The organism is Gottfriedia endophytica, from assembly GCF_017814275.1.
GTDB classification, from domain to species: Bacteria; Bacillota; Bacilli; order Bacillales; family Bacillaceae_G; genus Gottfriedia; species Gottfriedia endophytica.
In genome coordinates this window covers 144,405-170,641 of record NZ_JAGIYQ010000003.1, presented here as the reverse complement: position 1 = coordinate 170,641, position 26,237 = coordinate 144,405, and the positions used below count along the sequence as shown (strand labels likewise).

Below are 26,237 nucleotides of genomic sequence, written 5' to 3'. Positions count from 1 at the left end.
TTTAATACACATAGTATTTGTTTTATAAATAAAAAAATCCCACTTGTTTTTAAGTGAGATCATTGAACTATCCTAATTTTCCTATTCCTTTAATTCGACCTACTATGTAGCCATTCGCCAATTGTAGGATATGTTTTTGTTAATGAAACTGGTCCATACATGACTGAAACATGACCTGATGGGATTGAAACATATTGCTTATCTTCGCTTGAAATGTGATTTAATAACGCTTCAACCTGGCAAGGCATAGCAATGTGGTCTTTCACTGCAGAAATATTTAAGACGTTTGCTTTAATGTTTTGCAAATCAACCTTTTTCCCTCTAATTTCCAGTTCACCTTTAATCAGCTTATTTTGTTGATAAAAATCTCGAATCCACTGACGGTAAGATTCACCCGGGAAAGGAATGCCATCAGCTACCCATTTCTGCATCAACTTCCAAGAAGTAATAAATTGTTGATTATCCGAGCGATCTAAAAGTGACACATAAGGACCAACAAAATTTGTAATTGGTTTTAACATTTTATTACCAAAATCAATCATCTCAGGAGGGATATTTCCAAGTGTATCAACCGCTTTATCTAATGAAAAATATTGCTCATTTAAAAACGAACCATATAAACCCGTTTCTTCAAAGTCAAATGGACTTGTGACAAACAATAGATTTCGAATTGGATCCTTATCATGAAGAGCAGCATAAATACTAGTTAATGTACCACCCATACAGTAACCTAAAATCGAAATTTCATCTGCACCTGAAAACTTAAGTACACGCTTAACTGCTTTTGCAATGTATTCATAAACAAAATCATCAAATTTTAAAAATCGATCTTCATGGCCAAATGTTCCCCAGTCTAATAAATAGACATCAAATCCTTCATTAACAAGGTACTCTACAAATGAATTACCTTTTGTTAAATCTAAAATATACGGCTTGTTAATTAATGCATACACTAATAAAATCGGAACTTTTTTTGTTTTCTTTTTTACAGGAATGTAGTGATAAAGCTTACTTTTATTTTTTGTCCATATCGTTTCCTTTGGCGTCTGCCCTACTACTGGCTCACCTTCTTTAAGTAGAACGTTGTATGTACGTTTTAAACGATTAAAAGCATCTTTAACTCCTTCTGGAAACATTTCAAAACTGTTTTCCAATGTTTTTATACTTTCCACTTTTCTCCCCCCGTTTCTTCAAAAATAACGAATGATTTAGATGCTCTCTTTTCTATAAAAGCTCCGTTAGATACAGGCTCACTTTGAAAACTTTGTTGCTATTTATACAGTGAGATTAGTTGATTTCCGCTCCAGGTTGCTCGCTTTCCGTGGGGCGGGCGGTGAGCCTCCTCGTCGCTATCGCTCCTGCGGGGTCTCACCTGCCCACTTCTCCCACAGGAGTCTCGCACCTTCCGCTCCAATCAACTTGGTTATCAACAATTCACCTTTTAAAAAACAACTATCGTAAAAAAGAAACTAAAAAACAGATCCTTTTTTAACCTTGTTACATATATAACCCACCGTTTACATTTATTTGTTGCCCAGTTATGTACTCACCATCCTGGCAAAGATAGACTACAGCTTTTGCGATTTCTTCAGGAGTACCGAATCTTTTTTTAGGGATTTTAGCTTTAATTTGTTCTTTTATTTCTTCTGGAACTTCGCCTAACATATCAGTTTCAATAAAACCTGGACAAATTGCATTGACCGTTATATTTGTTCGAGCAAGTTCCAGTGCAAATGATTTTGTGAAACCAATCATTCCTGCTTTTGCAGCTGAATAATTTGTCTGTCCAAAACCACCTGATTGACCAATAATCGATGAAATGTTAATAATCCGTGCATTATCAGAATCCGTTAAATGTGGTAAAGAAGCTGTACAAGTATTGTAAACACTATTTAAATTGACATTAATTACTTCATGCCAATCTTCTTCTTTTAGTTTTTTAAATGTACGATCACGAGTTATTCCAGCATTATTTACTATAATATCTAATCTGCCAAATTGTTCAACAGTTCGCTCTACCAAACTCTTTGCATCCTCTAAATTTGCAACGTTTGCTTGAATTGCCATTGCCTCAAATCCTCGTTCATTTAAATCATCTACAACCTTTTTTGCTTGTGCTTCACTGCTGTTGTAATTTATGACTACTTTTACTCCCTTTTCAGCAAGTGAAAATGCAATTGATTTTCCAATACCTCTCGAACCACCTGTAATAATTGCAACGCGATTATTAAGTTCCATTATCCATTCTCCTCAATAGTTAGTTTATTTTTCAGAAGTAATTTTCTTTAATAACTCTTCAATATTTGATAGTGTTGATTTTACTTCTCCAATTTGAGTTTGAATTGACTTAGTATCAGTTTTCAATTTTGTTACGTCTTTTTTTAAACTTAAAACATCCACTTCAGAAGATTGTTGATTATCTAATTGTTCTTCTAGAGCATCTACTTTAGCTTCAACATTCACAACCATTGATGCGACACTTGCAATATCGTCCTTTGAAGGAAAATTATTAGCATCTAAAAATAACTTAGATTGGTCATTTAACATTTTTTTACAATATAAATTGAAATCTAAAATAGTCCCCATCCAAGAGGAAAACTCCTCTTTTTGAACAGAGTCGTTTACCATTTTTCCAAAGAATTTTTCGTTTGTATCATAAATCTCCTTCCATATTTTTAATGGATCTGTGAAGTTCTGATTTGTCATTTCACTACCTCCTTATCACTCTTCTAGTATAAGTTGTATGCAATTGACAAACAATTCAATCTTTTCGATAAGTTTCTACACTGCATGTTTGAATTAGTCGAAAAAACACTAATACTGATTATTCAAATTATATTGACAATGTTTTCCACTAAGTGTAAATTACACATATGGTTACTTTTCACTAATACAAAAATAAGGGGGATTGGTTTTGACATTTTCGAAAGATGAACAGCCAAAAAATATACCCGAAAGTAACACAACTGATAATGTGGCCGTTCCAAAAAATTTTTTAATACCATTCTTACTTTTAAGCCTGAAACAATGGAATATGCATGGCTATAAACTAATGCAAGTACTTTTAGATTTAGGGTTTACAACAATTGATTCAAGTAATGTGTATCGAACTCTTCGTCAACTAGAAAAAGATCATTACATCAAATCAAATTGGGAGCAAGGAGAAGAAGGTCCTGCAAAACGAATTTATTCCATTACTGAAGAAGGTGAAGCTTTTTTAAAAACATGCCATTCTTCATTTCTCCAGTACCAACAAATGCTACAGACATTCTTTAGCATTTATACAAATTCGCTATTTCCTATTTCAAATTTTACCGATAAGAATGACTAATTTTGAAAATGCCTAAAGCATTTACAATATAAAATTGGGAGGTTTAACAATGTCAACAAATCCTTATGCTAGCTTTATTGAAAATTCAACTGAACAATCTCAAAAAATTCTTCAATCGCTCTTAGATCAACAACTTCAATACCAACAATGGACAGAATCTCTATTAGAAGAACAAGCAAGACAATGGGCTTCACTGAATGAGAAAATTCAAAGCCATCAAAAATCGATGATGGAACAGTTTGAACAACTCTACAAAGAATCTAATCCAGCCAATTTAACTGATGGATTTAATCAATTATTCAAACAAGTACAAGATCAACTAATCTCATTTCAATCGACGTGGCAAAATACAACAAATCCTTATCAAAATTTCTATACTTCCATGCAATCCTTCCTAAAACAACAACAACAATCATTACAGCAACTTTGGACACAACCATCTAATTCATCTGCAAATCAATGGAACAAATACTTCCAAGAGTTTCAAAAACAACAAGAAGATTGGTTAACACAGTTTCGAAACTTACCATTTAACAAATTATAATAACTATCTTTTCATTCTCCTTAGTTACCCTTTATTTTTGCATAGAACATCTATGAAAAGGGGGAACAATATGGATATCTTTAAAGCTGCTGCGCAAGTAGTAGATGTTAGGTTTGATGAACTTTCAATTGGTGATGAAGCAACCTTAACAAAGGAAATTACATCAAAAGATATTGAGGATTTCGCGAGGATATCAACAGATGTCAATCCAGTTCATTTGTTAGATGACTTTGCAAACAAATCAATTTTTCAGGAAAGAATCGCACATGGAATGTTGATTTGTAGTTACATTAGTGCAGTACTTGGATCAAAATTACCTGGTAAGAATACGATTTATTTATCTCAAGAAACATCTTTTAAAGCACCCGTTAAAATCGGTGATATTATAACTGTTAAAGTGATAGTACTATCTAAACGAGAAGATAAAAAAATTGTTACATTAAGTACAAATGTATATAATCAGCAAAATTTATTAGTAGTAGAAGGAAAAGCTGTCATTAAAAAGTTAACTTAACTTTAGATTGTCTCAAATTACCATACATGAAATACCCCTATTGAAACTTATACTATTAAATGTAAGACCAAACTTACATTTAAGGGGGTTAATATTATATGGCTAACACAAATAATCTTTTAGTGCCAGGTGTTCAACAGGCACTTGACCAATTTAAATATGAAATTGCAAATGAATTCGGGGTTAACTTAAGTTCTGATACTACTTCTCGTGCTAATGGATCTGTTGGTGGAGAAATGACTAAACGCTTAATTGCTCAAGCTCAAAGTCATCTTAAAGGGAACTAAGAATTGAATAAAGATGGATTAAAAGGGAAATGCGAAAGCATTCCCTTTTTTATTTTCAAATCATAAGGATACAAGAACCTTCGTTAAAAATGCCAAATTTCGTAAAATTTGTTTCTATGTAGACAGTGAGATAAGTTGATTGAACTCAAGGATGCTCGCTTTCCAATCAACTTATTTATACGTTTCCTATTACAAAATCATTTTAAAAACAACAATCATTTAGACAAGATCCTGAAAAAACTCAATTTCCAACAGAATAGGTTTCCTCTAAAATTGAAAACCTATTTATAAAGTTAGGTAAATTGATTGGAGGATTCATTAAATGCTTAGTTTTTTGCAACGAATCGGTAAAGCATTAATGTTACCAATTGCTGTCCTTCCTGCCGCTGGTTTATTACTTCGTTTCGGGCAAAAAGATTTGTTAGACATACCTTTTATCGCCTCTGCTGGTAGTGCTATATTTGATAACTTACCCTTAATTTTTGCAATTGGTGTTGCAGTTGGACTTTCTAAAGATAGGAATGGGGCTGCTGGATTAGCAGGTGCCATTGGCTATTTAGTTTTAACAAAAGGATCTACTTCAATAAATGAATCAATTAATATGGGCGCTCTAGGAGGGATTTTTTCTGGTGTCATAGCTGGTTTATTATATAACAAATTTAATAGTATAAAGCTACCTGATTGGTTAGGCTTTTTTAGTGGACGCCGATTTGTTCCAATTATTACATCAGCTATCATGTTATTTTTCTCTTGGGGGTTTGGTTATGTATGGCCAATCATTCAGCATGGAATTGATACTCTCGGAAATGCAATTATTGGATTAGGTGCGATTGGAGCAGCTATATATGGACTATTAAATCGACTGTCCATACCATTTGGCTTACACCACGTCATTAACAGTATTTTTTGGTTCCAATTCGGTTCATTCACAAATACTGCAGGTAAAGTCATATATGGCGATCTAAATCGCTTCTTTGCTTTAGACCCAACTGCAGGTACATATATGACTGGCTTCTTCCCAATCACAATGTTTGGTTTACCAGCTGCTGCGTTTGCTATGGCTGCCGCTGCTAAGAAAGAAAAACGACGAGCAATGCTCGGCATGTATAGTGGCTTTGCACTAACTTCATTTATAACTGGTATTACAGAACCCATTGAATTCTCATTCATGTTTCTTGCTCCAGTACTGTATGTTGTTCATGCAATTTTAACTGCTATTTCATTTCTAGTAGTTAATTTTCTCGGAATCCGAGATGGATTTACATTCTCTGCAGGATTCATGGATTATTTATTAAACTTTAATATCGCTGAAAAACCGATCTTATTATTCCTTGTTGGTTTAATATTTGCTGGGATCTACTTTTTAGTATTCTACTTTGCAATTACACAATTTAATATAAAAACACCTGGACGTGAAGATGAAGAAATCGAATTAAATGAAGTTACTACAGAAATCGGTGATTCTCTCTATCTACAGGGTTTAGGCGGAAAAGAAAATTTAAAGAATATTGACCACTATACTACCCGCTTACGTTTACAAGTTAAAGATACTTCAAAAATAAATGAAGCAATATTAAAAAAAGCTGGTGCACGAGGTGTAATTAAATTAGATGACACAAATGTACAAGTAGTAGTCGGAACAAACGTTCAATTCGTAGCAGAAAATCTAAAAAAATTAAATGATTGAAAAGGATCACTTCAAACTAAAAAGGGATAGTTCAACATCAAAGAAGAAATATCAAAAATTGAAGGTAAATACATACCTATGAATTGATGTATTTCCTTCTATTATTATTAAAATTAAGGCTGTTATCCTATACATTGTTATTATTTTAGAATGCGTTAGTTGATACAACTCCAGGTTGCTCCCTTTCCGCGTGGTGTGAACTAGCCTCCTCGGCAAGCCTGCGGGGTCTCAGCCTTCCCGCTATTCCCCAGGAGTCTCGCACCTTCCATTGTAATCAACTTCTGTCTTTAAAATTATTAATCTCGGGTAGCAACATTTTTTTAGAAAAGAGCCAAAATTAAAAACAGCTCTCTCACTTATTTTCTAATCAAAAACCAACTTCTTCTATTATATATATCTTCTAATTAGATACTACTTATTGAAGTCCCCCACATTATAAATACAACTAACCTTTTATCACATCAATAAGACATATGTTACAAACAGTTTACAATATTAACTCCAATCAAACATTACTTCCAGAATATCCCTCAATTATAACAACAAACCTATATTAAACCTAATTTGACAAATTTTTTAATGGTATTTTTTCACAAAAAACTTCTGACCTAAATTTTATTTTGGTTTTACAAGTCTATTATCCCCCCATTCTATTAACACTTATTCTTTCTTCAAATTTAATTGAAAACATTTTCCATACCATTATCTGTTAAAAAAATGCCTCCCCATTTTTTTCCGTAATTATTACATTTCTAATCATGTTAAACTCAATTTGTAAACAAAAACAAACACACTTAGGAGGCAACACTATGAAAAAGCTTATGACTTTAGCTTCAATTACATCTACTATTTTAATGGCTGCTCCTGTAGGTGCTACTCATGCAGAAACAATTAATAACAATAATAATGCAACAGTAAAATATGCAGCTCCAGGAAATTATAACCCACAATCTTTATTTTCATATTTTAACGTACCATGTGGAACACAAGGTTCTACACCTACAACTAAACAATTTTACTCATTAAACAATATTCCTTCTATTATGGTATTAAGTAAAGATCTACAAAACAATACTATTACAAAAGAAGAATTAGCTAACATTTTAGCATCAATTAAACAAAACCCAGCAACACCATCTAATGGTAATGTAGCACCTACTAATCCAGTACAAAAACAACCTAGCAAACCGGTTCAATCTCAACCAAGTAAACCGGCACAAACACAACCTAGCAAACCAGCTCAAACTCAACCTAGCAAACCAGCTTCAAGTCAAAAACCAAGTACATCTTCTACGATGTCTGCTTTTGAATTAAAAGTTATTGATTTAACAAATGCTGAACGTGCAAAACAAGGTTTAAAACCGTTAAAAGCTGACGATGCATTAGGTAAAGTTGCTCGCATTAAAGCACAAGATATGACAGATGAACACTATTTTGATCACACAAGTCCAAAATACGGATCTCCATTTGATATGATGAAACAATTCGGAATTTCATTCTCAAGTGCTGCTGAAAACATCGCTCAAGGTCAAAAGTCACCTGAGGAAGTTGTAAATGCATGGATGAATAGTGCAGGTCACCGTGCAAACATTATGAACCCAAGCTTAACTAACATTGGTGTTGGTTATGATTCAAGAACAAACTCATGGTCACAAATGTTTACTGGTAAATAATTAGGTATTTAAAAAGCTATCAAAAATCGTATTAAGTACGATTTTTGATAGCTTTTTTTCATTTCAATTTTTCATCTATCCTATTATACTAAAACAAGAGAATAGGAGGCAGAAATGAAAATTACCAGAAATTTATCTAGTATAGTTTTAGCAATAGTAATCTTATTATCAGGTTGTAGTTCAAGCAATACTACCCTTCATTCATCAAGCCAAAATATACATAATCAAACCAAAAATACAAGTTCAAATCAACAATCATCAAATACACATCATAACAATTTATTATTTGATGCAAAAGTCGAACGTGTAATTGATGGCGATACTTTAAAAATTAATTTTAATGGACGTTCGGAAACTGTTCGGTTGTTACTAATTGATACACCTGAAACAGTTCATCCACATAAGCCTGTCGAACCATTTGGAAAAGAAGCGAGTAATTTCACTAAACAAACTTTACCATCAGGCAGCACTATACAAGTTGAACTAGGTATTGGCGAACGTGACAAGTATGGTAGATTACTTGCCTATATATATATGAATGGAAAAATGATCAATGAACAATTACTCGAAAAAGGTCTTGCAAGAGTAGCATACGTCTATCCACCAAACACAAAACATATTGATGAATTCAGAGATATACAATCAAAAGCTCAAAAGAAAGCTATCGGTATTTGGTCTATTGAAAATTATGTAACTGATAGAGGATTCAATGATCACGCAACAAAGCAATCCGGAAATAATAAACAAACTACTTCATCTAGTCCAAATACAACGAATACCCCTTCTTCAAATCAACAATGCAAAAAAGTAATAAAAGGAAATATCACAAGCTCTGGCAAAAAAATCTACCACGTTCCAGGCGGCCAATACTACCAAATCACTAAGCCAGAACAAACCTTCTGCACAGAGGAAGAAGCACAAAAAGCAGGATATAGAAAATCTATGAGGTAGACTGAAAGGCGGAAGCTCCCTGGTTAGCCTCGACAGACATTGGAGCGAATAACAAATGAAGGGCGAACTTTCCCTTCAATTGTTATTTGTGAAATGGCCGAGAGGCTGGGAGCTGCAGCTAGACATAACAGAAAAGTGGAGGTGCCTTGTTTACCTCCGACAGACATTGGAGCAAAAACCAAAAGAAGTGTGCTTTTCACTTCATTTGGTTTTTGTGAAATGGCCAAGGAGGTAGGCACCGGAACTAGACATGACAGAAAAGCGGAGGCTCCATGGTTAGCCTCGACAGACATTGGAGCAAATAACAAATGAAGGGCGAACTTTCCCTTCAATTGTTATTTGTGAAATGGCCGAGAGGCTGGGAGCTGTAGCTAGACACGACAGACATGCGGAAGCGGCTTGCTTACCTCCGACAAACATTGGAGTAATTACCAAAAGGAGTGTGGTTTTTCACTCATTTTGGTAATTGCGAAATGGCCTAGGAGGTAGCCGCTGGAGCTGGACATGACCGAAAGGCGGAAGAGCTCCATGGTTAGCCTCGACAGACATTGGAGCAAATAACCTTTTCAAAAAGTTAATCACATAAAAAAATGAGTGAAAGTTTTATCTTCCACTCATTTTTTTTCGCTCATCAACTTCTCTAAATCATCCGGAAATGGAATATTTACATCTATTTGTTCTTTTGTAAAAGGATGAGTTAATTTTATATTTGCTGCATGCAATGCTTGTCTTCTCAACAATTTTGTTTTTCCACCGTATAGCTCATCTCCAACTAAAGGATTTCCAATACTGCTTAAATGAACTCTTATTTGATGAGTTCTTCCTGTATCAAGCTGACATTTTATAATACTAATATTTTCTTTTTTTCTATAGTTAATCACTTGAAAATGAGTTATCGCTTTTTCCCCATTCGGTGAAACTCTCCGCCTCGTTGGGTGATATCGATCTCGTCCAATTGGAGCATTGATTGTTCCCTTTTCTTCTTTTAACTTTCCTTCAACAATAGCTGTATATGTACGCTTAATTAACCTGTCAGCTAACATTTTATCCAAAATAGCATGGCTTAAAGGATATTTCGCAAAAACTACTCCTCCTGAGGTATCTTGATCTAAACGATGGATATGACGAACCTTTGCACTTATCCCATTTGATTGATAATGATATGCGACTGCATTAGCTAAAGTGTGCAGTTGCCCTTCTTTATTTGGATGTGTATCCATTCCAACGGGTTTATTTACAATTAGAAGATGATCGTCTTCATAACAAACTTCAACATTTAAATTTTCAGGAATTACTCCGTACTCTTCATCTTTAAACATTAATATTTCAATTGAATCACCTTTTTGAATGATATGACGCCAAGGGGTAATTTCCTGATTTATTTTTACACCTTTATCCATACGCAATTCATGTAACAATTTTTTAGGATATAACAAAACATCTCGCAAAAATTGCTCTACTGTCATTCCTGCATACTCATCTATATTAGTGATCTCACAATAAAGATCATTTTTAACAAACTCCATAAAAATCACCTAACCTATCTAAAAATAGTATAACACAACACCCGAAATGCGGAAGCGGCTCGCTTAGCCCTGAAAGGCATTGGAGGAAATACCATGGGAAGGGTGATTTTTCCCTTCACTTGGTATTTTCGAAATGACCGAAGGGTTAGCCGCTGGAGCTAGACACACGAAATGCGGAATGAACTCGTTAAGCTCTGAGAGGCGTTGGAGGAAATACCATGGGAAGGGTGATTTTTCCCTTCACTTGGTATTTTCGAAACGACCGAAGAGCTAGTTCATGAAGCTAGACAGTACGAAATGCGGAAGCGGCTTGCTTATCTCTCCGAAAGACATTGGAGCCATTACCAGATGAAGCATGCTTTTTGCTTCAACTGGTAATGGTGAAATGGCCGAGGAGATAGACGCTGAAGCTAGACACACGAAAACCGGAATGAACACGTATAGCTCTGAAAGGCGTTGGAGGAAATACCATGGGAAGGGTGGTTTGTCCCTTCACTTGGTATTTTCGAAACGACCGAAGAGCTAGTTCATGAAGCTAGATAGTTGAAATGCGTAAGTGGCTTAAACACCTTCGAAAGACATTGAAGCAAATACAAAGTGAATGTCGATTCTTTTTTACATGGTTTTTGAGAAAGGTTCTTTTCTAAAAGATTAGTGTTTTTTTAAGAATTTTCTAAGGGATACTTGTGATAATAAAATTGATTGGAACGGAAAGTGCGAGACTCCTGTGGGAGCAGCGGGACAGGTGAGACCCCGCAGGAGCGATAGCGACGAGGAGGCTCACCGCCCGCCCCACGGAAAGCGAGTATCCTAGAGTGGAAATCAACTCGACGCAATCTTAAAAAGCCACAATATTTACGAAAACAGCCTTTTGAAATAGCTCAAGCTAATTCATATTTAAAAAATCCCTTACAATCTTATCTTTTTTTAAAATTACTGACATATGATATAATAATAACTGTAAAGTGTTAATTAACATTTTACAGCTTGTCTATTTATCTAACAAATCTGGTAAAAAGGACGTGTAACCATGATTGCTCGAAGGAGCATTTGGCACAAAAAAGATTCATCCTACACTTAGCAGTTTTAATTTAGAGAACCAATAGAACTCTAAAATAAACTGAAGGTAGGCGAAATTATGGTTGACAGGCGATTCTGTTATTTCTTCTTTGACATATAGCTTTGTAGTTAGTTAAATCACTAACTACAAATCGAGAATACTCTCGAATGATCTATATGATCAAATACGTAGTTAGTGTCCAATCATCTTTTAACACAATGACACGACTAACTACGAAAAGAGGAAATAACAATGTTAAAAAATCGTTTGAGTGAGACCTTGATGATTTTATTAGGATCATTTATTTTAGCTACAAGTCTGTACTTCTTTTATTTTCAAAATAATTTAGCTGAAGGTGGGTTTATAGGAATTGCTTTATTAATAAAGCATCTATTTAATATTTCCCCTTCAATCTCAACATTAGCTCTTGATCTGCCAGTTATATTTGTGGGCTCGTATTTTTTAGGGAAAAAATTAATTTTTAATACACTAATTGGAGCTACATCCTTTTCTCTGTTTTATTCATTAATTGAGAAAACATCTCCAATTACACTTAATTTCGGAGACCACTTATGGATACCAGCAATATGCGGTGGTGTAACTGTCGGTTTAGGTTTAGGGTTAATCTTAAGATTCGGTGGAGCAACAGGTGGAGATGATATCATTACACTTGTTTTAAGTAAAAAATCAAATTTTTCAATAGGTAAAGTTTACTTTATCTTTGATGCGATTATTTTACTTGTCTCTCTTTGCTATTTATCTTGGAATGAAGTTGGGTATACAATTTTATCAGTAGCTATTTGCGCAAAAATTACTGAGTTAGTATATGGTCGAAATATAAAGCCAAAAAAAGTGGCAGTCCCACAACAAAAAAGATTACATGCTTAATGCATGTGATCTTTTTTATTATGTTGAACTAACTGTTCTAAAACCTTTTTAGCTGCAACTTCATAAAAATCGTCATTAAATAATAAGGCAAGTCTTTTATAGTCATTATAACGATCTAATATACTATCCACGGTATTTCCTTCACTTTGCTTTTCAACCGTGTCTTTTTTTGATTTCTTTTCTACTTTTATTGTGAATGAATTTAACTTTTCAAAAATTCCTCCATAAAATTCTTCAAAATTTGATACACTTACAAGTTCATCTTCTTCAGCATCAACCTGTAATCCGTCAAATTCTCTCATAAGCTCATATACAATGCTTGAATACTCATCGTTTAAATAAATACTTTTTTCGAGTCGATAACCAATTACACGATAAAAATGTCCATCATTATGAATAAATTGAACAGTATCATTTATTTTAAACTTAAAATACTTAAACACTGCACATCACCTCAACCGCTGTTCTTTCTCATACTATTTACATGTTAATGGGTATAATATTCAACCAAAACTTGACAATATAAATTTTTTCTACTTTTATTAGCTTATGGTTATTTTCGTATTACGAACTAATATGGAGATTAGTTGATCTCCACTCCAGGATGCTCGCTTTCCGTGGGGCGGGCGGTGAGCCTCCTCGTCGCTTACACTCCTGCGGGGTCTCACCTGTCCCGCTGCTCCCACAGGAGTCTCGCACCTTCCGTTCCAATCAACTTTTGTATCATCAGTTTGCATTCAAGATTTATTATTAAAACAACAATATTTTAGAAAAGATCATTAGTTTTTAAATGTTGAGATCCAAAAAATGAGTCAAACTTTTTAATAACAAACTTTGATATAACAAAACCAAACAAATTAAAAAGCCGTCTTCTAGCAGTTTTACCCTAAAAGACAGCTCTCTCATTATTCTTGACCAGTTTTTAATTTCGTCCAATATTTATCATAAAGGCTATTTTCTTTACCGACATCTGAAATCCACTGTAAGTTTTTCATATCTTTTACCGATAAATTAATAAGTGAATTATTTAAATAACTTTTCGAATGATATGGATAAGATTTTGTATTTGGATCTGTATAACCTATTGATTCATAATTTATAGCACTTACTTTAGGTTCATACAGATAATTAATAAATTTTTCAGCAAGTTCTTTATTTTGAGCATCCTTTGGAATAGCTAATGTATCTGCCCAACGTGTTGCTCCTTCTTTTGGGACGGCCCATTTAATATCAGGTGATTCTAGTTGAATAAAAGCTGCATCACCTGACCAAACTTGACCAATCCAAGCATCCTCTGTAATAAATTTTTGTTTTACATTATCTGTATCAAATGCTAACAAATTTGGTACTAATGTTTTTAAATTGTTATATGCAATATTAATTTCATTTTCATTTTTTGTACTATTTGAAAATCCATTTTTTATTAAACCCATTCCTAAAACTTCTCTGCTATCATCTAATAGTGTCACATGTCCTTTATACTTTGGATTCCATAAATCATTCCAACTAGTAATCGGTCCTTTTACATACTTTGGATTATATGCGATTCCAGTTACGCCACCAGTATAAACAACAGAATAATCACCTTTCGGATCAAATTCTTCATTAGTATATTGTGGAGCTATGTTACTTAGATTAGGTATCTTAGCTTTATTTAATTTTTCAAGCATATTCTGTTTAATCATTAATTTAACCATATAATCTGATGGTTGAATCACATCGTATTTTGAACCACCTGCTTTTAACTTCGCATATAATTCTTCATTACTAGCAAAAACTTGGTAGTTTACTTTCACATTATATTTCTTTTCGAAATCTTGAAGTACACTCTCATCGAAATTATCTGCCCAGCTATAAATATTTAATTCCGGTTTACTTGATGAACAACTTGTAAGTAATAAAATCCCTAAACACATCATTATACATAAGACCAATAATTTTTTTTGTATTTTCATCAGTAAAACCCCCTTTTTAAGAAAATGAAATAATGACTAGTCTAATAAGGCATTGAACTTTTCTTACCTTGCTTATCTATCCCTTTCGAACGAAGAATTTCTGAACTTAACATTAATAAAACGATTACAATGATTAAAATAGTTGATAACGCATTAATCTCAGGAGATACACCTTTCTTAACCATACCATATATGTAAATTGGTAATGTTGTGGAACTTGGCCCAGATACAAAGTAACTAATTACAAAATCATCTATACTTAAGGTAAAGCACAATAATGCTGAAGCCACTATACCTGGCATAATTAGAGGCAAAGTTACAAAACGGAATGTTTTCCATGGTGTTGCCCCTAAATCATTCGCTGCCTCTTCCAACTCTTTTCCCATACCTGATAAACGAGCTGTCAGTAAAAGAATGACATACGAAATGCAAAAAGTAACATGAGCAATAATAATCGTCCATTTTCCTAATTCCATTTTTAAATTTGTAAATAAAATAAGTAATGCGATTCCCATTAAAATATCAGGTACAATAATTGGTAAATAAACGAGGCCATCAATAAGTGATTTAAAACGGTACTTATGACGATGAAGAGCAAGAGCGCCTATTGTACCTAAAACTGTTGCAAGAACTGTTGTAACGATCGCAATAAATAAACTATTAAAAAGTGCATCTACAACTTGTGGATTATCAAATAAACTCTTATACCAATCAAGTGTAAATCCTGACCACTCAGCATTAATTCTTGATGCATTAAACGAAAAAATCATCAAGACAACTATTGGTAGATATAAACAGATTAAGATAAGTGTTGAAAAAGTGACTAGTACCTTTTTTTCCAACTATTTTCCACCTCCGTTTTCGCTACCAATCCTTCTAGTAGCTAAATAGTACAATCCTATTAAGATGATTGATATGACAACTAAAAATAATGATAATGCTGATCCAAACGGCCAATTTCTTGCACTTAAGAATTGGTTTTGAATAACATTTCCTATTAAAGCTACTTTAGAACCACCCATAATATCAGAAACAATGTACATACCAAATGAAGCAACAAACACAAGCACACTACCAGCATAGATACCTTTCATAGTAAGTGGTAGTGTAATATAAACGAATGTTTTAAATGGTGAAGCACCTAAATCATATGCCGCTTCAATCTTACGCTGATCTAGTTGCTCAATCGCAACAAAAATTGGAAGTACCATGAATGGCAATAAAGTATATACCATTCCCAAAATAACAGATGGTGTATTGTATAAAAGCTGTAAAGGTTCTTTAATAATCCCTAAATGTAATAACAGAGAGTTAATTAAACCTTTTGATCGTAGAAGAATAATTAGTGCATAAGATCGAACTAAAAAATTTATCCAAAATGGAATGGTAATAAGTAAAAGTAACGCTCTTTGCCATCGTTCACTTACTACTCTGATTGTGTAAGCATAAGGATAACCAATCACAAGAGTTAAGATAGTTGTTAAGATTGCCATCCAAAGTGTTGTCCAAAAAACCTTAATATATAAGGGATCAAATACGTTTTTACTATTCTCTAAAGTAAAAGAATAATTGATTTGACCATAAAGCCCATTTTTCATAAATGCATAACCAAAAACAAATAATAATGGTACTAAAAAAAAGAAAAGTAGCCATAAAATCGTTGGTGAAATGATGTATTTCCCTTTTCTCAATCCATCATCACCTCATCCTCAACATTCCAAGAAATGTAAACTTGATCCATTGGTTGTAAATTTGTTTGATCTGCCAAATTACACACCGTAACCGTATAATCATAATCTACTAAATTTACGTAGATCTTATTTAAATTACCTACGAATTCAACTTCTTTTACAATCCCCTTCAATCCTTTACCATTTTCGTTCACAAGTGATAGATTGATATTTTCTGGTCTCACAGCAACTAACTGACCACTAATCTTCAAAAAGTTATTCTCACCAATAAATTTTGCTACAAATTGAGTTGCTGGCCTTTGATATATTTCTTTAGGCGTCCCTATTTGTTCTATTTTACCTTCATTCATCACTACAATTCGATCACTCATGGTAAGAGCTTCCTCCTGATCATGAGTAACATAAATAAATGTAATACCTAACTTCTTTTGCAGGTTTTTCAATTCTCGTTGTAATTCTTTTCGCAAATTAAAATCTAGTGCACCTAATGGTTCATCTAATAAAAGTACCTTTGGATTATTTACGATCGCTCTAGCAATTGCAACGCGCTGTTGTTGTCCTCCTGATAGTTGCTTTGGTTTTCGGTTTCGAAAATCAGTCAAATGAGTAAGTCTCAAAGCCTCATCAATTCTAGCCTTTTGATCTTTACTATTTACACCTTTCATTTTCAAACCAAACTGAATATTTTTTTCAACATTCATATGAGGAAATAATGCATAATGCTGAAAGACCAAATTCATATCACGTTTGTATGGAGGTAAATGATTAATAACTAATCCATCTAATTTAATTGTCCCACTACTAGGTTCTTCAAATCCAGCGATCATTCGTAAAAGAGTCGTTTTACCACATCCACTTGGACCTAATATTGTTAAGAACTCTCCTGATTGAATATCCAGAGATAATGGTTCAATCACAACATGATGATCAAAATGCTTTTCTACTTGAAAAATTGAGATTAAATTGTCCATTTTCCCATCCTATCTTTACTATTAAAATGTAAATTTTTTAAGGCTCTTTTACTAATTACTTTAAATATGGCTGTTTTCGTATACATTATTACTATTTTAGTATGTGTAAGTTGATTGGAACGTAGGGATGCTCGCTTTCCTAGGGGCGTGAGCTGAGCCTCCTCGTCGCATTCGCTCCTGTGGGGTCTCAGCCTTCCCGCATCTCCCACAGAAGCCTGGGCACCCTTCCGTTCCAATCAATCTCTGTTTTTTAAAATACAAAACCTAAAAGCAACAATCTTTAGTTATCAAATGTAAATTTTTTAATTTTGAATGAATTAAATCTTTACAAGTAATGTTTTTATCCACCATTATCCATCAATAAAACATCCACAATTGAAAGTTTCACTTTATATGAAAATAATAAATAAAAGCCCCTACATTTTAGGAGCTTTGCCGAAAAATTTAGACAATTATATTTTATCAAGTTCCATAAAAAGCGTAAAGTTTTTTGTCGTAAGATATCGAATTTTATAACATTTTACAAGAAAAGGATTTTTTTATAAACTTTACTTTTGTTAGCAACCAAGAATTGGTATCTTACCCAATTCTTTTATTAAGAATATTAATGAATTGTAAAGATATTGTAAATTTTGTTGAATTCCAAGATTTTTCAATTGAATATTTCTTAAAACGTATTATTATTATTTACGTACCCTTTACTTTTCGACAATAATCGAAATATTTTTTATGATTACATATTCAGGGTAATTACCATATATATGAATGATAACGGAGGAAATATAATGTTCTTTGGTCAAAAAAAAGACGTATTTTTTGAAAAATTATTAGAAATCGCTGTAAATTTAAATGAAGCTTCAAAGTATTATGAGGAATTTAAAATTCAAAATGCTAGCGATTTAAAAACTTTCTCACATGAAATGAAAGAATATGAAACAAAAGGCGATAAATTTATTCATTCATTAATCGTAGAACTAAATAAAACTTTTATTACTCCGATCGAGCGTGAAGACATTCTTCAATTAGCGATGAAAATGGACGATGTATTAGATGGATTTGAGCAATGTTCAGCTCGTTTTGAAATGTATTCTATTACACAAGCTGATGAATATATGGTAGAGTTCGTTGCAATATTAGAAAAAGCTGTAGAAGAAATTCTAGATTCAGTAAAATTATTATCTAATAAAAAACTTTTAGAAATCCGAGTTCACGCAATTAAAATCAAAGATTACGAGTCACAATGTGACGAATTATTAAGAACATCTATTAAACAATTATTTATGAATCAAAAAGATCCGATTAAAATCATTCAAGTTAAAGAAATGTACGAAATGTTTGAATCAATTGCTGATAGCTGCCAAGATGTAGCAAATACTTTAGAGCAAATCATTATGCGTAATGCCTAAGGAGTAACAAATAATGGATAATTTATTTTTAATTACATCACTAATAGTGATTTTCGCTTTAGTATTTGATTTCATTAATGGCTTCCATGATACTGCAAATGCGATTGCTACTTCAGTTTCAACAAAGGCTTTACCTCCAAGAGTTGCTATTTATTTAGCAGCGGCAATGAATTTTATTGGAGCAATTACCTTCACTGGAGTTGCACAAACAATTACAAAAGATATTGTTGATCCTTTTAAGTTGCAAAATGGATCAGTAGTCATTTTAGCTGCATTAATAGCAGCAATTTTTTGGAATCTATTAACTTGGTATTTTGGAATTCCTAGTAGTTCTTCTCATGCAATCATCGGTTCGATTGCAGGTGCTGCGATTGCTGCATCAGGTTTTCATGCACTAAACTACAAAGGATTCATTAAGATTATTGAAGCTCTATTAACTTCACCTGTCATTGCAATTATCGTAGGATTTATTATCATGACAATCTTAAAAACAATTTTCCAACGTTCAAGCTTGACTAAAACTAATAAAGGTTTCCGTATACTCCAAATTTTCACTGCTGCGTTGCAATCATTTACACATGGTACAAATGATGCTCAAAAAGCAATGGGAATAATAACAATGGCTTTAATCGCAAATGGATACCAAACATCAACTGATATTCCAATGTGGGTACGTGTAGGCTCTGCAATTGCTATGGCTATAGGGACATCAGTTGGAGGATGGAAAATTATTAAAACGGTTGGCGGAAAAATTATGAAAATCCGTCCAATTAACGGTGCTGCAGCTGACTTATCTTCTTCTGCAATCATCTTTACATTTACAGCATTAAAATTACCTGTAAGTTCTACTCATGTCATTTCTTCATCGATAATGGGTGTTGGTGCAGCTCAGAGGGTAAAAGATGTAAACTGGGGAACTGCTAAAAGAATGCTTATAACTTGGGTTATCACAATTCCAATTTCAGCAGCAGTTTCTGCAATTATCTTTAAAATTTTAAATTTATTTTTATAATAGTAAGAGGATAATACAAAGTATTATCCTCTTTTTTGCATTCTATATCGTTGTTTTGATCTTAACCCTCTAAATATTGAAAGAATGATTATTATGCTTGAAAGTATTAGACTAGAAAAGAAAATTGAAGATTTTTCAATCTTATTTTTAACTTGATAATTTTTTTCGGAAAATAAATTGACTTGTTTTAATTTAGTATTCCCGTTCCATACCTCTAAGGTTCCAACAATTTCATCTTTCTTTATTCCAAATTTATTTAATTGATTCATATTAATTTTCTTAGGAATAATTTTAATTGTTAAATCATTATTTTTTGGAGCAGCTGTTAAGACATTTACATCTTCTTTTAACATGGTTTTCACATTAAAACTTCCAATTTTAACTGTTTGATTCCAGTCATTTTTATTAAACAATTTTGCTTGTCTTAAATGAGAAAAAGCATAGTTATCTAATAACTTAATGTCATTTAAATATTGAGGTTTTGAGGAATGTAATAATACATTAATAATCGTTTCGCCATTTTTTTTATCAATCTCAACTAATGTATTTCCTGCCTCATTTGTAAATCCTGTCTTTCCTGCATAGAAATAAGGATTCGTAAACATATTACTACGATTAAAAATGTATTTATTCTTTTGAACACTAGTAGAAATGATTGCACTCTTTGTCCCCATTGCAGTCATAATTTCTGGATACTTCATAGCTTCACGTGCGATTAAGGCTAAGTCATGTGGTGTAGTATAGTGATTAATATCATGCAAACCATTTGGTGTAACAAAATGTGTATGAGTTGCACCAATTTCTTTTGCTTTTTGATTCATCATTTTTACAAATGCTGGTATATTTCCTGCTACTTTTTCTCCAATTGCATATGCTAAATCATTTGCACTTAAGATCATCATTGTTTTTAATGCAGTATCTCTGTCTAATTTTTCTCCCTTAGAAAAGATAATCTGTGAATTACTTTTTTCTTGTTTTAAGCTTTGATCAGAAAAAGTTATATAGTCACTTTTTTTCAAATGTTCCATGAGTAATATTGCGGTCATAATTTTAGTTGTACTAGCAGGGAAGTCCGTTTTTTCTCCATTTTTTGAATAAATTACTTCTCCAGTTTTTGCTACTACAGATATAGCTTTATCACTAAATAAATTGATATTATCTACACTTGCATCTACTTTACAAATAGGAAGAAAAATAATAACAATACTAAGAATAATCGCTCCCCATCGATTCATAAAAAGTTTCATTCTATATCTCCTTATTTATCTAAACATCTTTGTTGTTATTTTCAATGCATTCATTATAACGAAAGGAGCAAAAAATACAACTCCTCTTCTATATTACTCTATTTCTTGTAGGCTGTTTACGTATACATTGTTGCTATTTTAGAATACGTTAGTTGATTACAACTCCAGGATGCTCCCTTTCCGCGTGGCGTGAGCTAGCCTCCACTGGAAGCCTGTGGGCTCTCAGCCTTCCCGCTATTCCCACAGGAATCTCGAACCTTCCATTGTACTCAACTTCTATCTTTAAATTTAATAATCTCCAAAGCAACAACGTTTTTGAAAACAGTCATTTATTTTAAGGATAACATATCATTCTATCCTAATAAACTTAAGTACTTTTAATAAAATTTTATTTCCGAGAAAATCATCTTTTAAATTAGATTGTCAATCTTTTTAATGCTTCCCTCTTGCTTAAAGGTGCTAAAATTTCTTCGTTATTAGTAACAAAATTCCTTACACTTAAAGGACTTGTTTTTGAATATTCTCTTAGTGCCCAGCCAATCGCTTTTTGGATAAAAAACTCCTTACTCGATGAAACAATTTTAATATGACTAAATAATTTTTCTTCATTAGTATGTTGTTTAAACTTTAACTGATGTAAAATTGCAGCTCTTTGTAGCCACATATTTTCTGAATGAATCCATTTGTCAGTATAAGAAGCAATTAAATCTGGAAAACGTAAGAAATGAAGACTGATTAAGCTTCCTGCAATTGTATCTACTGTGTCCCACCAAGACTTTTCAGTAATTAATTGTTCATAAAATTCGATTCTTTCTTTTTCAGCTTTTTTATATTCCTTAGAAAGTAAATCTAAGGCAACATACTGAAACTCTCGTTCTTTTAAATCCCAAATTTCTTTAATTATCGATAAATCATTTGGTAATCCATGCAGTTGAATAAAATCCTTAATTAGCTGTCTTCTCTCAGGTGTCTTAATTCCTAAAAATTGAAAATGATTTTTCAAATAACTTTCCATTGAAGGTCGATTCGTTTCATTTTGATGTAAATTAAAAATATCATATAATTCTTTTGTATATTGATCCATTTCCCACCTCTTCTTGGCTAATTTTTATATTTGAACTTTTTTAAAGTTAATTGTTCATCAATAATACTCGAGTTTTGAGTTAAAATCTGCGAGAAACAGTAGCGAGGTACGAGTGAGGAGGATAGGTGGTTCGTCCTCGAAACCCTGTGGAATTTAGCAAATATCAACAATCTCTTGTTTAACAAAGTCTAAGTTGTCGAAAGATTATATTCCAATTTAATCATACACAAAAACACCAACCCAATGGAAGTAATCTTTAATTAAAAAATGCAAAGGAGTTTATAATGCAACCTGTTTCAAAAATACAACCGTCGTCTTCGAATTCAACTATTTATCGTATTTTATTTGCAATCAGCCTAGGACATTTATTAAATGATTCAATGCAAGCAGTTGTCCCAGCAATTTTTCCTATTTTAGAGAAATCTATGAGTTTATCATATACTCAAATAGGGTTTATAGCATTTGCATTAAACATGACATCTTCTGTCATGCAACCGGTTTTTGGCGTCTATTCAGATCGTAAGCCTTCTCCATTTCTTCTTCCTTTTGGTATGGCTTCAAGTTTACTTGGAATGTGTGGATTAGCGTTTTCTCCTAATTTTTTCTTTGTATTACTGTCAGTATTGTTTATTGGTTTAGGATCTGCTGTATTCCATCCAGAAGGCTCAAAAGTAGCTTATTTAGCTTCTGGAGCAAAAAGAGGTCTCTCTCAGGCAATCTACCAAGTAGGTGGGAATTTCGGTAATTCACTTGCTCCAATTTTTACAGCCCTTGTATTTGTACCATTTGGGCAAAAAGGAGCAGCAATGTTTACAGTATTGGCTGGAATTGGCATTATTCTTTTAACCATAGTTTCAAGATGGTATCGAGATAAAATCAAAAGTAACGCATTAAAAACGAAAAATAAAACTACTCAGAGCAGTGATAAGCTCAAAATTGATTCCAAAATTAAATTTGCTATCATTCTATTAATATTTATCACTTTTGCACGTTCTTGGTATTCTGCAGGAATTGGAAATTATTATCAATTTTATTTAATAAAAGAATATGGTTTAACGATAAAAAGTACTCAGCTTTATATTTTTGTCTTTATGATATCTGGTGTAATTGGAACATTTTTTGGAGGACCTTTAGCTGACCGTTTCGGTAAACGAAATATTATATTACTTTCTTTACTTGGTTCATTCCCATTAACTGTAGCATTACCTCATGTACCATTAAATTGGGTTATTCCTTTGTTTATTTGTATTGGATTTATTAGTTCTAGTAGTTTTAGTGTAATCGTGGTCTATGCACAAGAGCTTGTACCTGGAAGAGTAGGTCTTGTATCAGGTTTAATTGTTGGCCTAGCATTTGGTATGGGTGCTCTCGGAGCAGTTGCTTTAGGTGCTCTTGCCGACTCATTTAGCCTAAAATTTATTATGAATTTCTGTAGCTTCTTGCCTTTATTAGGAGTCGTTGCATTTCTGTTACCAAATGATAAAAAAATTAGAAAAGCATAGGCAACTGATTACTCCCTAATAGGCTCAAAACCACTCATTTAGGAAAATGGATCCTTAACATCTACTATGCTATTCTGTTTATCTATGACGTAAATAAAGCCTTCCTAGTATACTAGCAAAAACAAGAAAAGCGAAAGAATGTAAATTCATTCTTTCGCTTTATTTATTTCTATTTTACTTAAAATTTACCGTATCCTAAGAAATGAGATTTTACCCAACTGTTACTTAAACTAATTGTTGTAATTCCACTACTTCCAGCATGGATCATACGGTTTCCACCAATATAGATACCCATATGGGAAGGTCCATTAATATATGTATTTTGTAAGAATACTAAATCGCCAGGTTGTGGCGAGCTAACTTTAGTTACCATGCCCCAATATGAATTTACACTTGCTCGTCCAATACTATATCCATTATGTGAGTATACGTACCAGATAAATCCACTGCAATCAAATCCACTTGGTGATGTTCCACCGAATACGTATGGTACACCCATAAATTGCATTGCATATTCAACTACTCCACCTGCTCCATGTTGTGGTGTAGGATCAGAAGAAGGTTTAGAATCTGAACTTGAATTTGAATTTGAATTTGATTTTGAATCTGAGCTTGAGCTATTGTCATTTTGATTAGAATTTGATCCATTTGATGAAGACTGATCAGAACTTGAGTTATCTTGACTAGTTATATGACTAGCATGAGATTTCTCATTCGACTTTTCTTTTTGGATAAATTCATTCGCTTGTTTATTTTCGTTTTCAGCATTGTAATTACTTTGTAGCTCAGCTAAACGTAATGCCTCTTGTTCTAGTTTTTGAGCATTTAATTTTGCTGCCTCTAGTGCTTTAACAGCCTGATCTAGCTTTTGCTGTGCTTCATTTGCAGCTTGCTGTTGTTCTTTTTTATTCTCAACTAACACTGATTGTGTATTAATTAATTCTTTTTTAGAAGCTACTAGTTGTTCTTGCGTTTGAATTACTTGCTTCTTCTCTACTTCTACTTCAGCTTGTTCATTTTTTTGTGTTTCTATTATATTTTGATCAGCGCCAAATAACTGACTGATTGAAAATAGACGATTAAAAAAATCTACAATGTCTGTAGAGTTAAACAAGACTTCAGTTGTAAGGTTTGTTCTTGGTTGTTCTTGCATTGCTTTTAAACGTGCTTGGATTATCTCATGACGTTTTTCAATTCGACCTTGTAAGTATGTAATACGTTCATTCTTTTTAGTAATAGTCTGCTCTGTTTTTGTTATTTCATCTTTTAAGTTATTAATCTTCTTTTCAGTTGAATTAATTTTTTGGTTACTAATTTCTATTTTATTATTTAATGTATTTAATTGATTTTCATAGTTTGAAATTTCACGTTGTTTTTGTGCTACTTTACTTTCTGCATGAGCAGTATTGAATGGAATTATTGTCAAAATTAAAGCACCTGATAGAGCAATTGCTGCGATTTTTTTTGCTATCATGTTGTAGTTCTCCTCTCGGTTCTCTATGTAAATTTATACCATAAAATAGAGAGGTTTGTTCCAAATGTAACAGGGTTGTAAAGTAACTATTTTTTCTGTATTTTTCAACATTTCCCCTTTTTATTTTGAAGGCTATTTTCGTATAAATTGTTATTTTTTGTATGTGTAAGTTGATTTCCACTCCATGATGCTCGCTTTCCTAGGGGCGTGAGCTGATCCTCCTCGTCGCATACGCTCCTGTGGGGTCTCAGCCTTCCCGCATTTCCCACAGAAGCCCTTCACCCTTCAGTTCAAATCAACTTTTGTCTTTTATATTACAGAACCTAAAAGCTACGAATCTTTAAAAAGATCCTTTTACAAAATCTTTTTTATTTGAAGAGAATTAAATTAAAATTGATTGAATATGATTTTTAAAACAAACTCTCATTACACCACTTTATTTATATTCATGGAAACCCGCTTCTTTTATAAAATCAAACTATCCACCTTTTCTTGTTCCTTCTGCAAGGTAACGACATCACATGGATTCTTGCGTAATTAAAATAAAAGACTGTTTTAGTATACATTGTCGCTAATTTAGAATGTGTTAGTTGATTACAACTCCAGGATGCTTCCTTTCCGTCGGGCTTGCCCTGAGCTTCCTCGGCAAGCCTGCGGGGTCTCAGCCTTCCCGCTATTCCCATAGGAGTCTCGCACCTTCCACCCGAATCAACTTCTGTCTTTAAAACTAAAAATCTCAAAAGCAATAATCTTTTAGAAAAAAGCCAAATAAAAATATAAAAAAAGCCACACCAAATAATAGGAGTGACAAAAATGATCAAAGGGCTTAAAAATGAAAGAAAATAAAGGTAGTCATTCAATGAATAGACAACAAATCTCAGGCATTACTTATAGAGTCAACTCAACTACGGATACTAATCTCAGAGACCAAGAACGGGTCTCAGTTCCAATTTTACTTGAAGCAAAACAATTAGATACTAATAAAATTGAGCTGATTTTTGATCGACCTGTTGATCTAAAATCTGCTACTAATATTTCTCATTATTGGTTACAAAGTAATGAGCAAATACCCACTGGAGTTGCTAGTTTGGGCATAAATGAAGAACCAAACTTAACTAATTCATTAAAGCCTAAATTTGCATGGGTACAGAGTTTTAATTTTACTAAAACAATATTAGTTCTTATCTTTAAAAGAAGATTAACAACATGTGTTCAATATCGTGTCCTTCCATGGTTTATTAATACTGACGGCAAATACGGTTATAATGGTCCAAATTATTCGGATTTAAGCAAAAATACATTTATTGCAAGGTAAACGTATAAAAAGAAGTAAACAGGCTCAGGAAGCTTCTAATTCCTTTCTAAAATGTCACTTAAGTTAAATTGATTACTTGATTTATATACAGCAAAAAACCCTTGCAAAATGCAAGGGTT

The 26,237-nt window shown here is 32.9% G+C and carries 24 protein-coding genes; 12 read left to right on the top strand and 12 right to left on the bottom strand.

Annotated elements, in window-relative coordinates; all coding sequences use genetic code 11:
* Positions 1–89 precede the first annotated feature (89 nt).
* The 3 genes from phaC to J5Y03_RS05675 all read right to left on the bottom strand — a co-directional run bounded on the left by phaC (position 90) and on the right by J5Y03_RS05675 (position 2,706).
* A complete protein-coding gene (gene phaC / locus J5Y03_RS05685; RefSeq protein WP_209403869.1) occupies positions 90–1,136 on the bottom strand; it encodes a class III poly(R)-hydroxyalkanoic acid synthase subunit PhaC in 1,047 nt (348 codons plus the stop codon).
* Positions 1,137–1,497: 361 nt separating this feature from the next.
* A complete protein-coding gene (locus J5Y03_RS05680) occupies positions 1,498–2,241 on the bottom strand; it encodes a 3-oxoacyl-ACP reductase (RefSeq protein ID WP_209403867.1) in 744 nt (247 codons plus the stop codon).
* Positions 2,242–2,262: 21 nt separating this feature from the next.
* Positions 2,263–2,706, bottom strand: coding sequence for a DUF2730 family protein (locus J5Y03_RS05675; protein ID WP_209403442.1), 444 nt, complete (start codon positions 2,704–2,706; stop codon positions 2,263–2,265).
* A 208-nt stretch (positions 2,707–2,914) separates the two neighbouring features.
* Here J5Y03_RS05675 and phaQ point away from each other — a divergent pair, with 208 nt between their 5' ends.
* The 7 genes from phaQ (at position 2,915) to J5Y03_RS05640 (ending at position 8,987) form a co-directional block, all read left to right on the top strand.
* Entirely contained in the window at positions 2,915–3,331 is a 417-nt protein-coding gene (gene phaQ / locus J5Y03_RS05670) for a poly-beta-hydroxybutyrate-responsive repressor (protein WP_209403440.1), read from the top strand.
* Between the two features lie 49 nt (positions 3,332–3,380).
* On the top strand, positions 3,381–3,875 hold the full coding sequence (locus tag J5Y03_RS05665) for a hypothetical protein (RefSeq protein ID WP_209403438.1): 495 nt from the start codon (positions 3,381–3,383) through the stop codon (positions 3,873–3,875).
* Positions 3,876–3,945: 70 nt separating this feature from the next.
* Complete coding sequence (locus tag J5Y03_RS05660; protein WP_209403436.1) at positions 3,946–4,389, top strand: MaoC family dehydratase; 444 nt, start codon at positions 3,946–3,948, stop codon at positions 4,387–4,389.
* 98 nt (positions 4,390–4,487) lie between these two features.
* Positions 4,488–4,676, top strand: a complete 189-nt coding sequence (locus J5Y03_RS05655; protein WP_209403434.1) for an alpha/beta-type small acid-soluble spore protein — start codon at positions 4,488–4,490, stop codon at positions 4,674–4,676.
* Positions 4,677–4,998: 322 nt separating this feature from the next.
* A complete protein-coding gene (gene nagE / locus J5Y03_RS05650; protein WP_209403432.1) occupies positions 4,999–6,363 on the top strand; it encodes an N-acetylglucosamine-specific PTS transporter subunit IIBC in 1,365 nt (454 codons plus the stop codon).
* An 809-nt stretch (positions 6,364–7,172) separates the two neighbouring features.
* The gene (locus J5Y03_RS05645) at positions 7,173–8,036 is read left to right on the top strand and encodes a CAP domain-containing protein (protein ID WP_245208774.1); all 864 of its coding nucleotides are present in this window, start codon (positions 7,173–7,175) and stop codon (positions 8,034–8,036) included.
* Between the two features lie 114 nt (positions 8,037–8,150).
* The gene (locus J5Y03_RS05640; RefSeq protein ID WP_209403430.1) at positions 8,151–8,987 is read left to right on the top strand and encodes a thermonuclease family protein; all 837 of its coding nucleotides are present in this window, start codon (positions 8,151–8,153) and stop codon (positions 8,985–8,987) included.
* A gap of 614 nt (positions 8,988–9,601) precedes the next feature.
* Here J5Y03_RS05640 and J5Y03_RS05635 read toward each other — a convergent pair.
* Positions 9,602–10,513: an RluA family pseudouridine synthase gene (locus J5Y03_RS05635; RefSeq protein WP_209403428.1), complete on the bottom strand. Its 912-nt coding sequence runs from the start codon at positions 10,511–10,513 to the stop codon at positions 9,602–9,604.
* A gap of 1,342 nt (positions 10,514–11,855) precedes the next feature.
* On the opposite strand from J5Y03_RS05635, the gene J5Y03_RS05630 reads away from it, so the two are divergent.
* Entirely contained in the window at positions 11,856–12,461 is a 606-nt protein-coding gene (locus tag J5Y03_RS05630; protein ID WP_209403863.1) for a YitT family protein, read from the top strand.
* On the opposite strand, the gene J5Y03_RS05625 is transcribed toward J5Y03_RS05630, so the two are convergent.
* From J5Y03_RS05625 to J5Y03_RS05605, 5 genes are all read right to left on the bottom strand, one after another.
* Positions 12,458–12,904 (bottom strand): histidinol dehydrogenase, encoded by a 447-nt coding sequence (locus J5Y03_RS05625; protein WP_209403426.1) that lies wholly within the window; start codon positions 12,902–12,904, stop codon positions 12,458–12,460. The genes J5Y03_RS05630 and J5Y03_RS05625 overlap by 4 nt on opposite strands.
* A 462-nt stretch (positions 12,905–13,366) precedes the next feature.
* Positions 13,367–14,416, bottom strand: coding sequence for a polyamine ABC transporter substrate-binding protein (locus J5Y03_RS05620; protein ID WP_209403424.1), 1,050 nt, complete (start codon positions 14,414–14,416; stop codon positions 13,367–13,369).
* Positions 14,417–14,457: 41 nt separating this feature from the next.
* Entirely contained in the window at positions 14,458–15,186 is a 729-nt protein-coding gene (locus J5Y03_RS05615) for an ABC transporter permease (RefSeq protein WP_209403861.1), read from the bottom strand.
* A gap of 72 nt (positions 15,187–15,258) precedes the next feature.
* On the bottom strand, positions 15,259–16,107 hold the full coding sequence (locus J5Y03_RS05610; RefSeq protein ID WP_209403422.1) for an ABC transporter permease: 849 nt from the start codon (positions 16,105–16,107) through the stop codon (positions 15,259–15,261).
* On the bottom strand, positions 16,104–17,078 hold the full coding sequence (locus J5Y03_RS05605) for an ABC transporter ATP-binding protein (RefSeq protein ID WP_209403420.1): 975 nt from the start codon (positions 17,076–17,078) through the stop codon (positions 16,104–16,106). The genes J5Y03_RS05610 and J5Y03_RS05605 overlap by 4 nt, the downstream gene beginning before the upstream one ends.
* A gap of 785 nt (positions 17,079–17,863) precedes the next feature.
* Between J5Y03_RS05605 and J5Y03_RS05600 the strand changes: the two genes are divergently transcribed.
* Both J5Y03_RS05600 and J5Y03_RS05595 read left to right on the top strand, forming a co-directional pair.
* Positions 17,864–18,484, top strand: a complete 621-nt coding sequence (locus J5Y03_RS05600; protein ID WP_209403418.1) for a DUF47 domain-containing protein — start codon at positions 17,864–17,866, stop codon at positions 18,482–18,484.
* A 13-nt stretch (positions 18,485–18,497) separates the two neighbouring features.
* Entirely contained in the window at positions 18,498–19,496 is a 999-nt protein-coding gene (locus J5Y03_RS05595) for an inorganic phosphate transporter (protein WP_209403416.1), read from the top strand.
* Positions 19,497–19,519: 23 nt separating this feature from the next.
* Here the strand turns inward: J5Y03_RS05595 and J5Y03_RS05590 are convergent, their stop codons facing one another.
* Both J5Y03_RS05590 and J5Y03_RS05585 read right to left on the bottom strand, forming a co-directional pair.
* Entirely contained in the window at positions 19,520–20,743 is a 1,224-nt protein-coding gene (locus tag J5Y03_RS05590) for a D-alanyl-D-alanine carboxypeptidase family protein (protein WP_209403414.1), read from the bottom strand.
* Positions 20,744–21,158: 415 nt separating this feature from the next.
* Complete coding sequence (locus J5Y03_RS05585; RefSeq protein WP_209403412.1) at positions 21,159–21,827, bottom strand: DNA alkylation repair protein; 669 nt, start codon at positions 21,825–21,827, stop codon at positions 21,159–21,161.
* A 284-nt stretch (positions 21,828–22,111) separates the two neighbouring features.
* On the opposite strand from J5Y03_RS05585, the gene J5Y03_RS05580 reads away from it, so the two are divergent.
* Positions 22,112–23,329, top strand: a complete 1,218-nt coding sequence (locus tag J5Y03_RS05580; protein ID WP_209403410.1) for an MFS transporter — start codon at positions 22,112–22,114, stop codon at positions 23,327–23,329.
* Positions 23,330–23,507: 178 nt separating this feature from the next.
* Here J5Y03_RS05580 and J5Y03_RS05575 read toward each other — a convergent pair whose 3' ends face one another.
* The gene (locus J5Y03_RS05575; protein WP_209403408.1) at positions 23,508–24,803 is read right to left on the bottom strand and encodes a C40 family peptidase; all 1,296 of its coding nucleotides are present in this window, start codon (positions 24,801–24,803) and stop codon (positions 23,508–23,510) included.
* Positions 24,804–25,662: 859 nt separating this feature from the next.
* On the opposite strand from J5Y03_RS05575, the gene J5Y03_RS05570 reads away from it, so the two are divergent.
* Positions 25,663–26,118: a hypothetical protein gene (locus tag J5Y03_RS05570; RefSeq protein ID WP_209403406.1), complete on the top strand. Its 456-nt coding sequence runs from the start codon at positions 25,663–25,665 to the stop codon at positions 26,116–26,118.
* Positions 26,119–26,237: the final 119 nt, after the last annotated feature.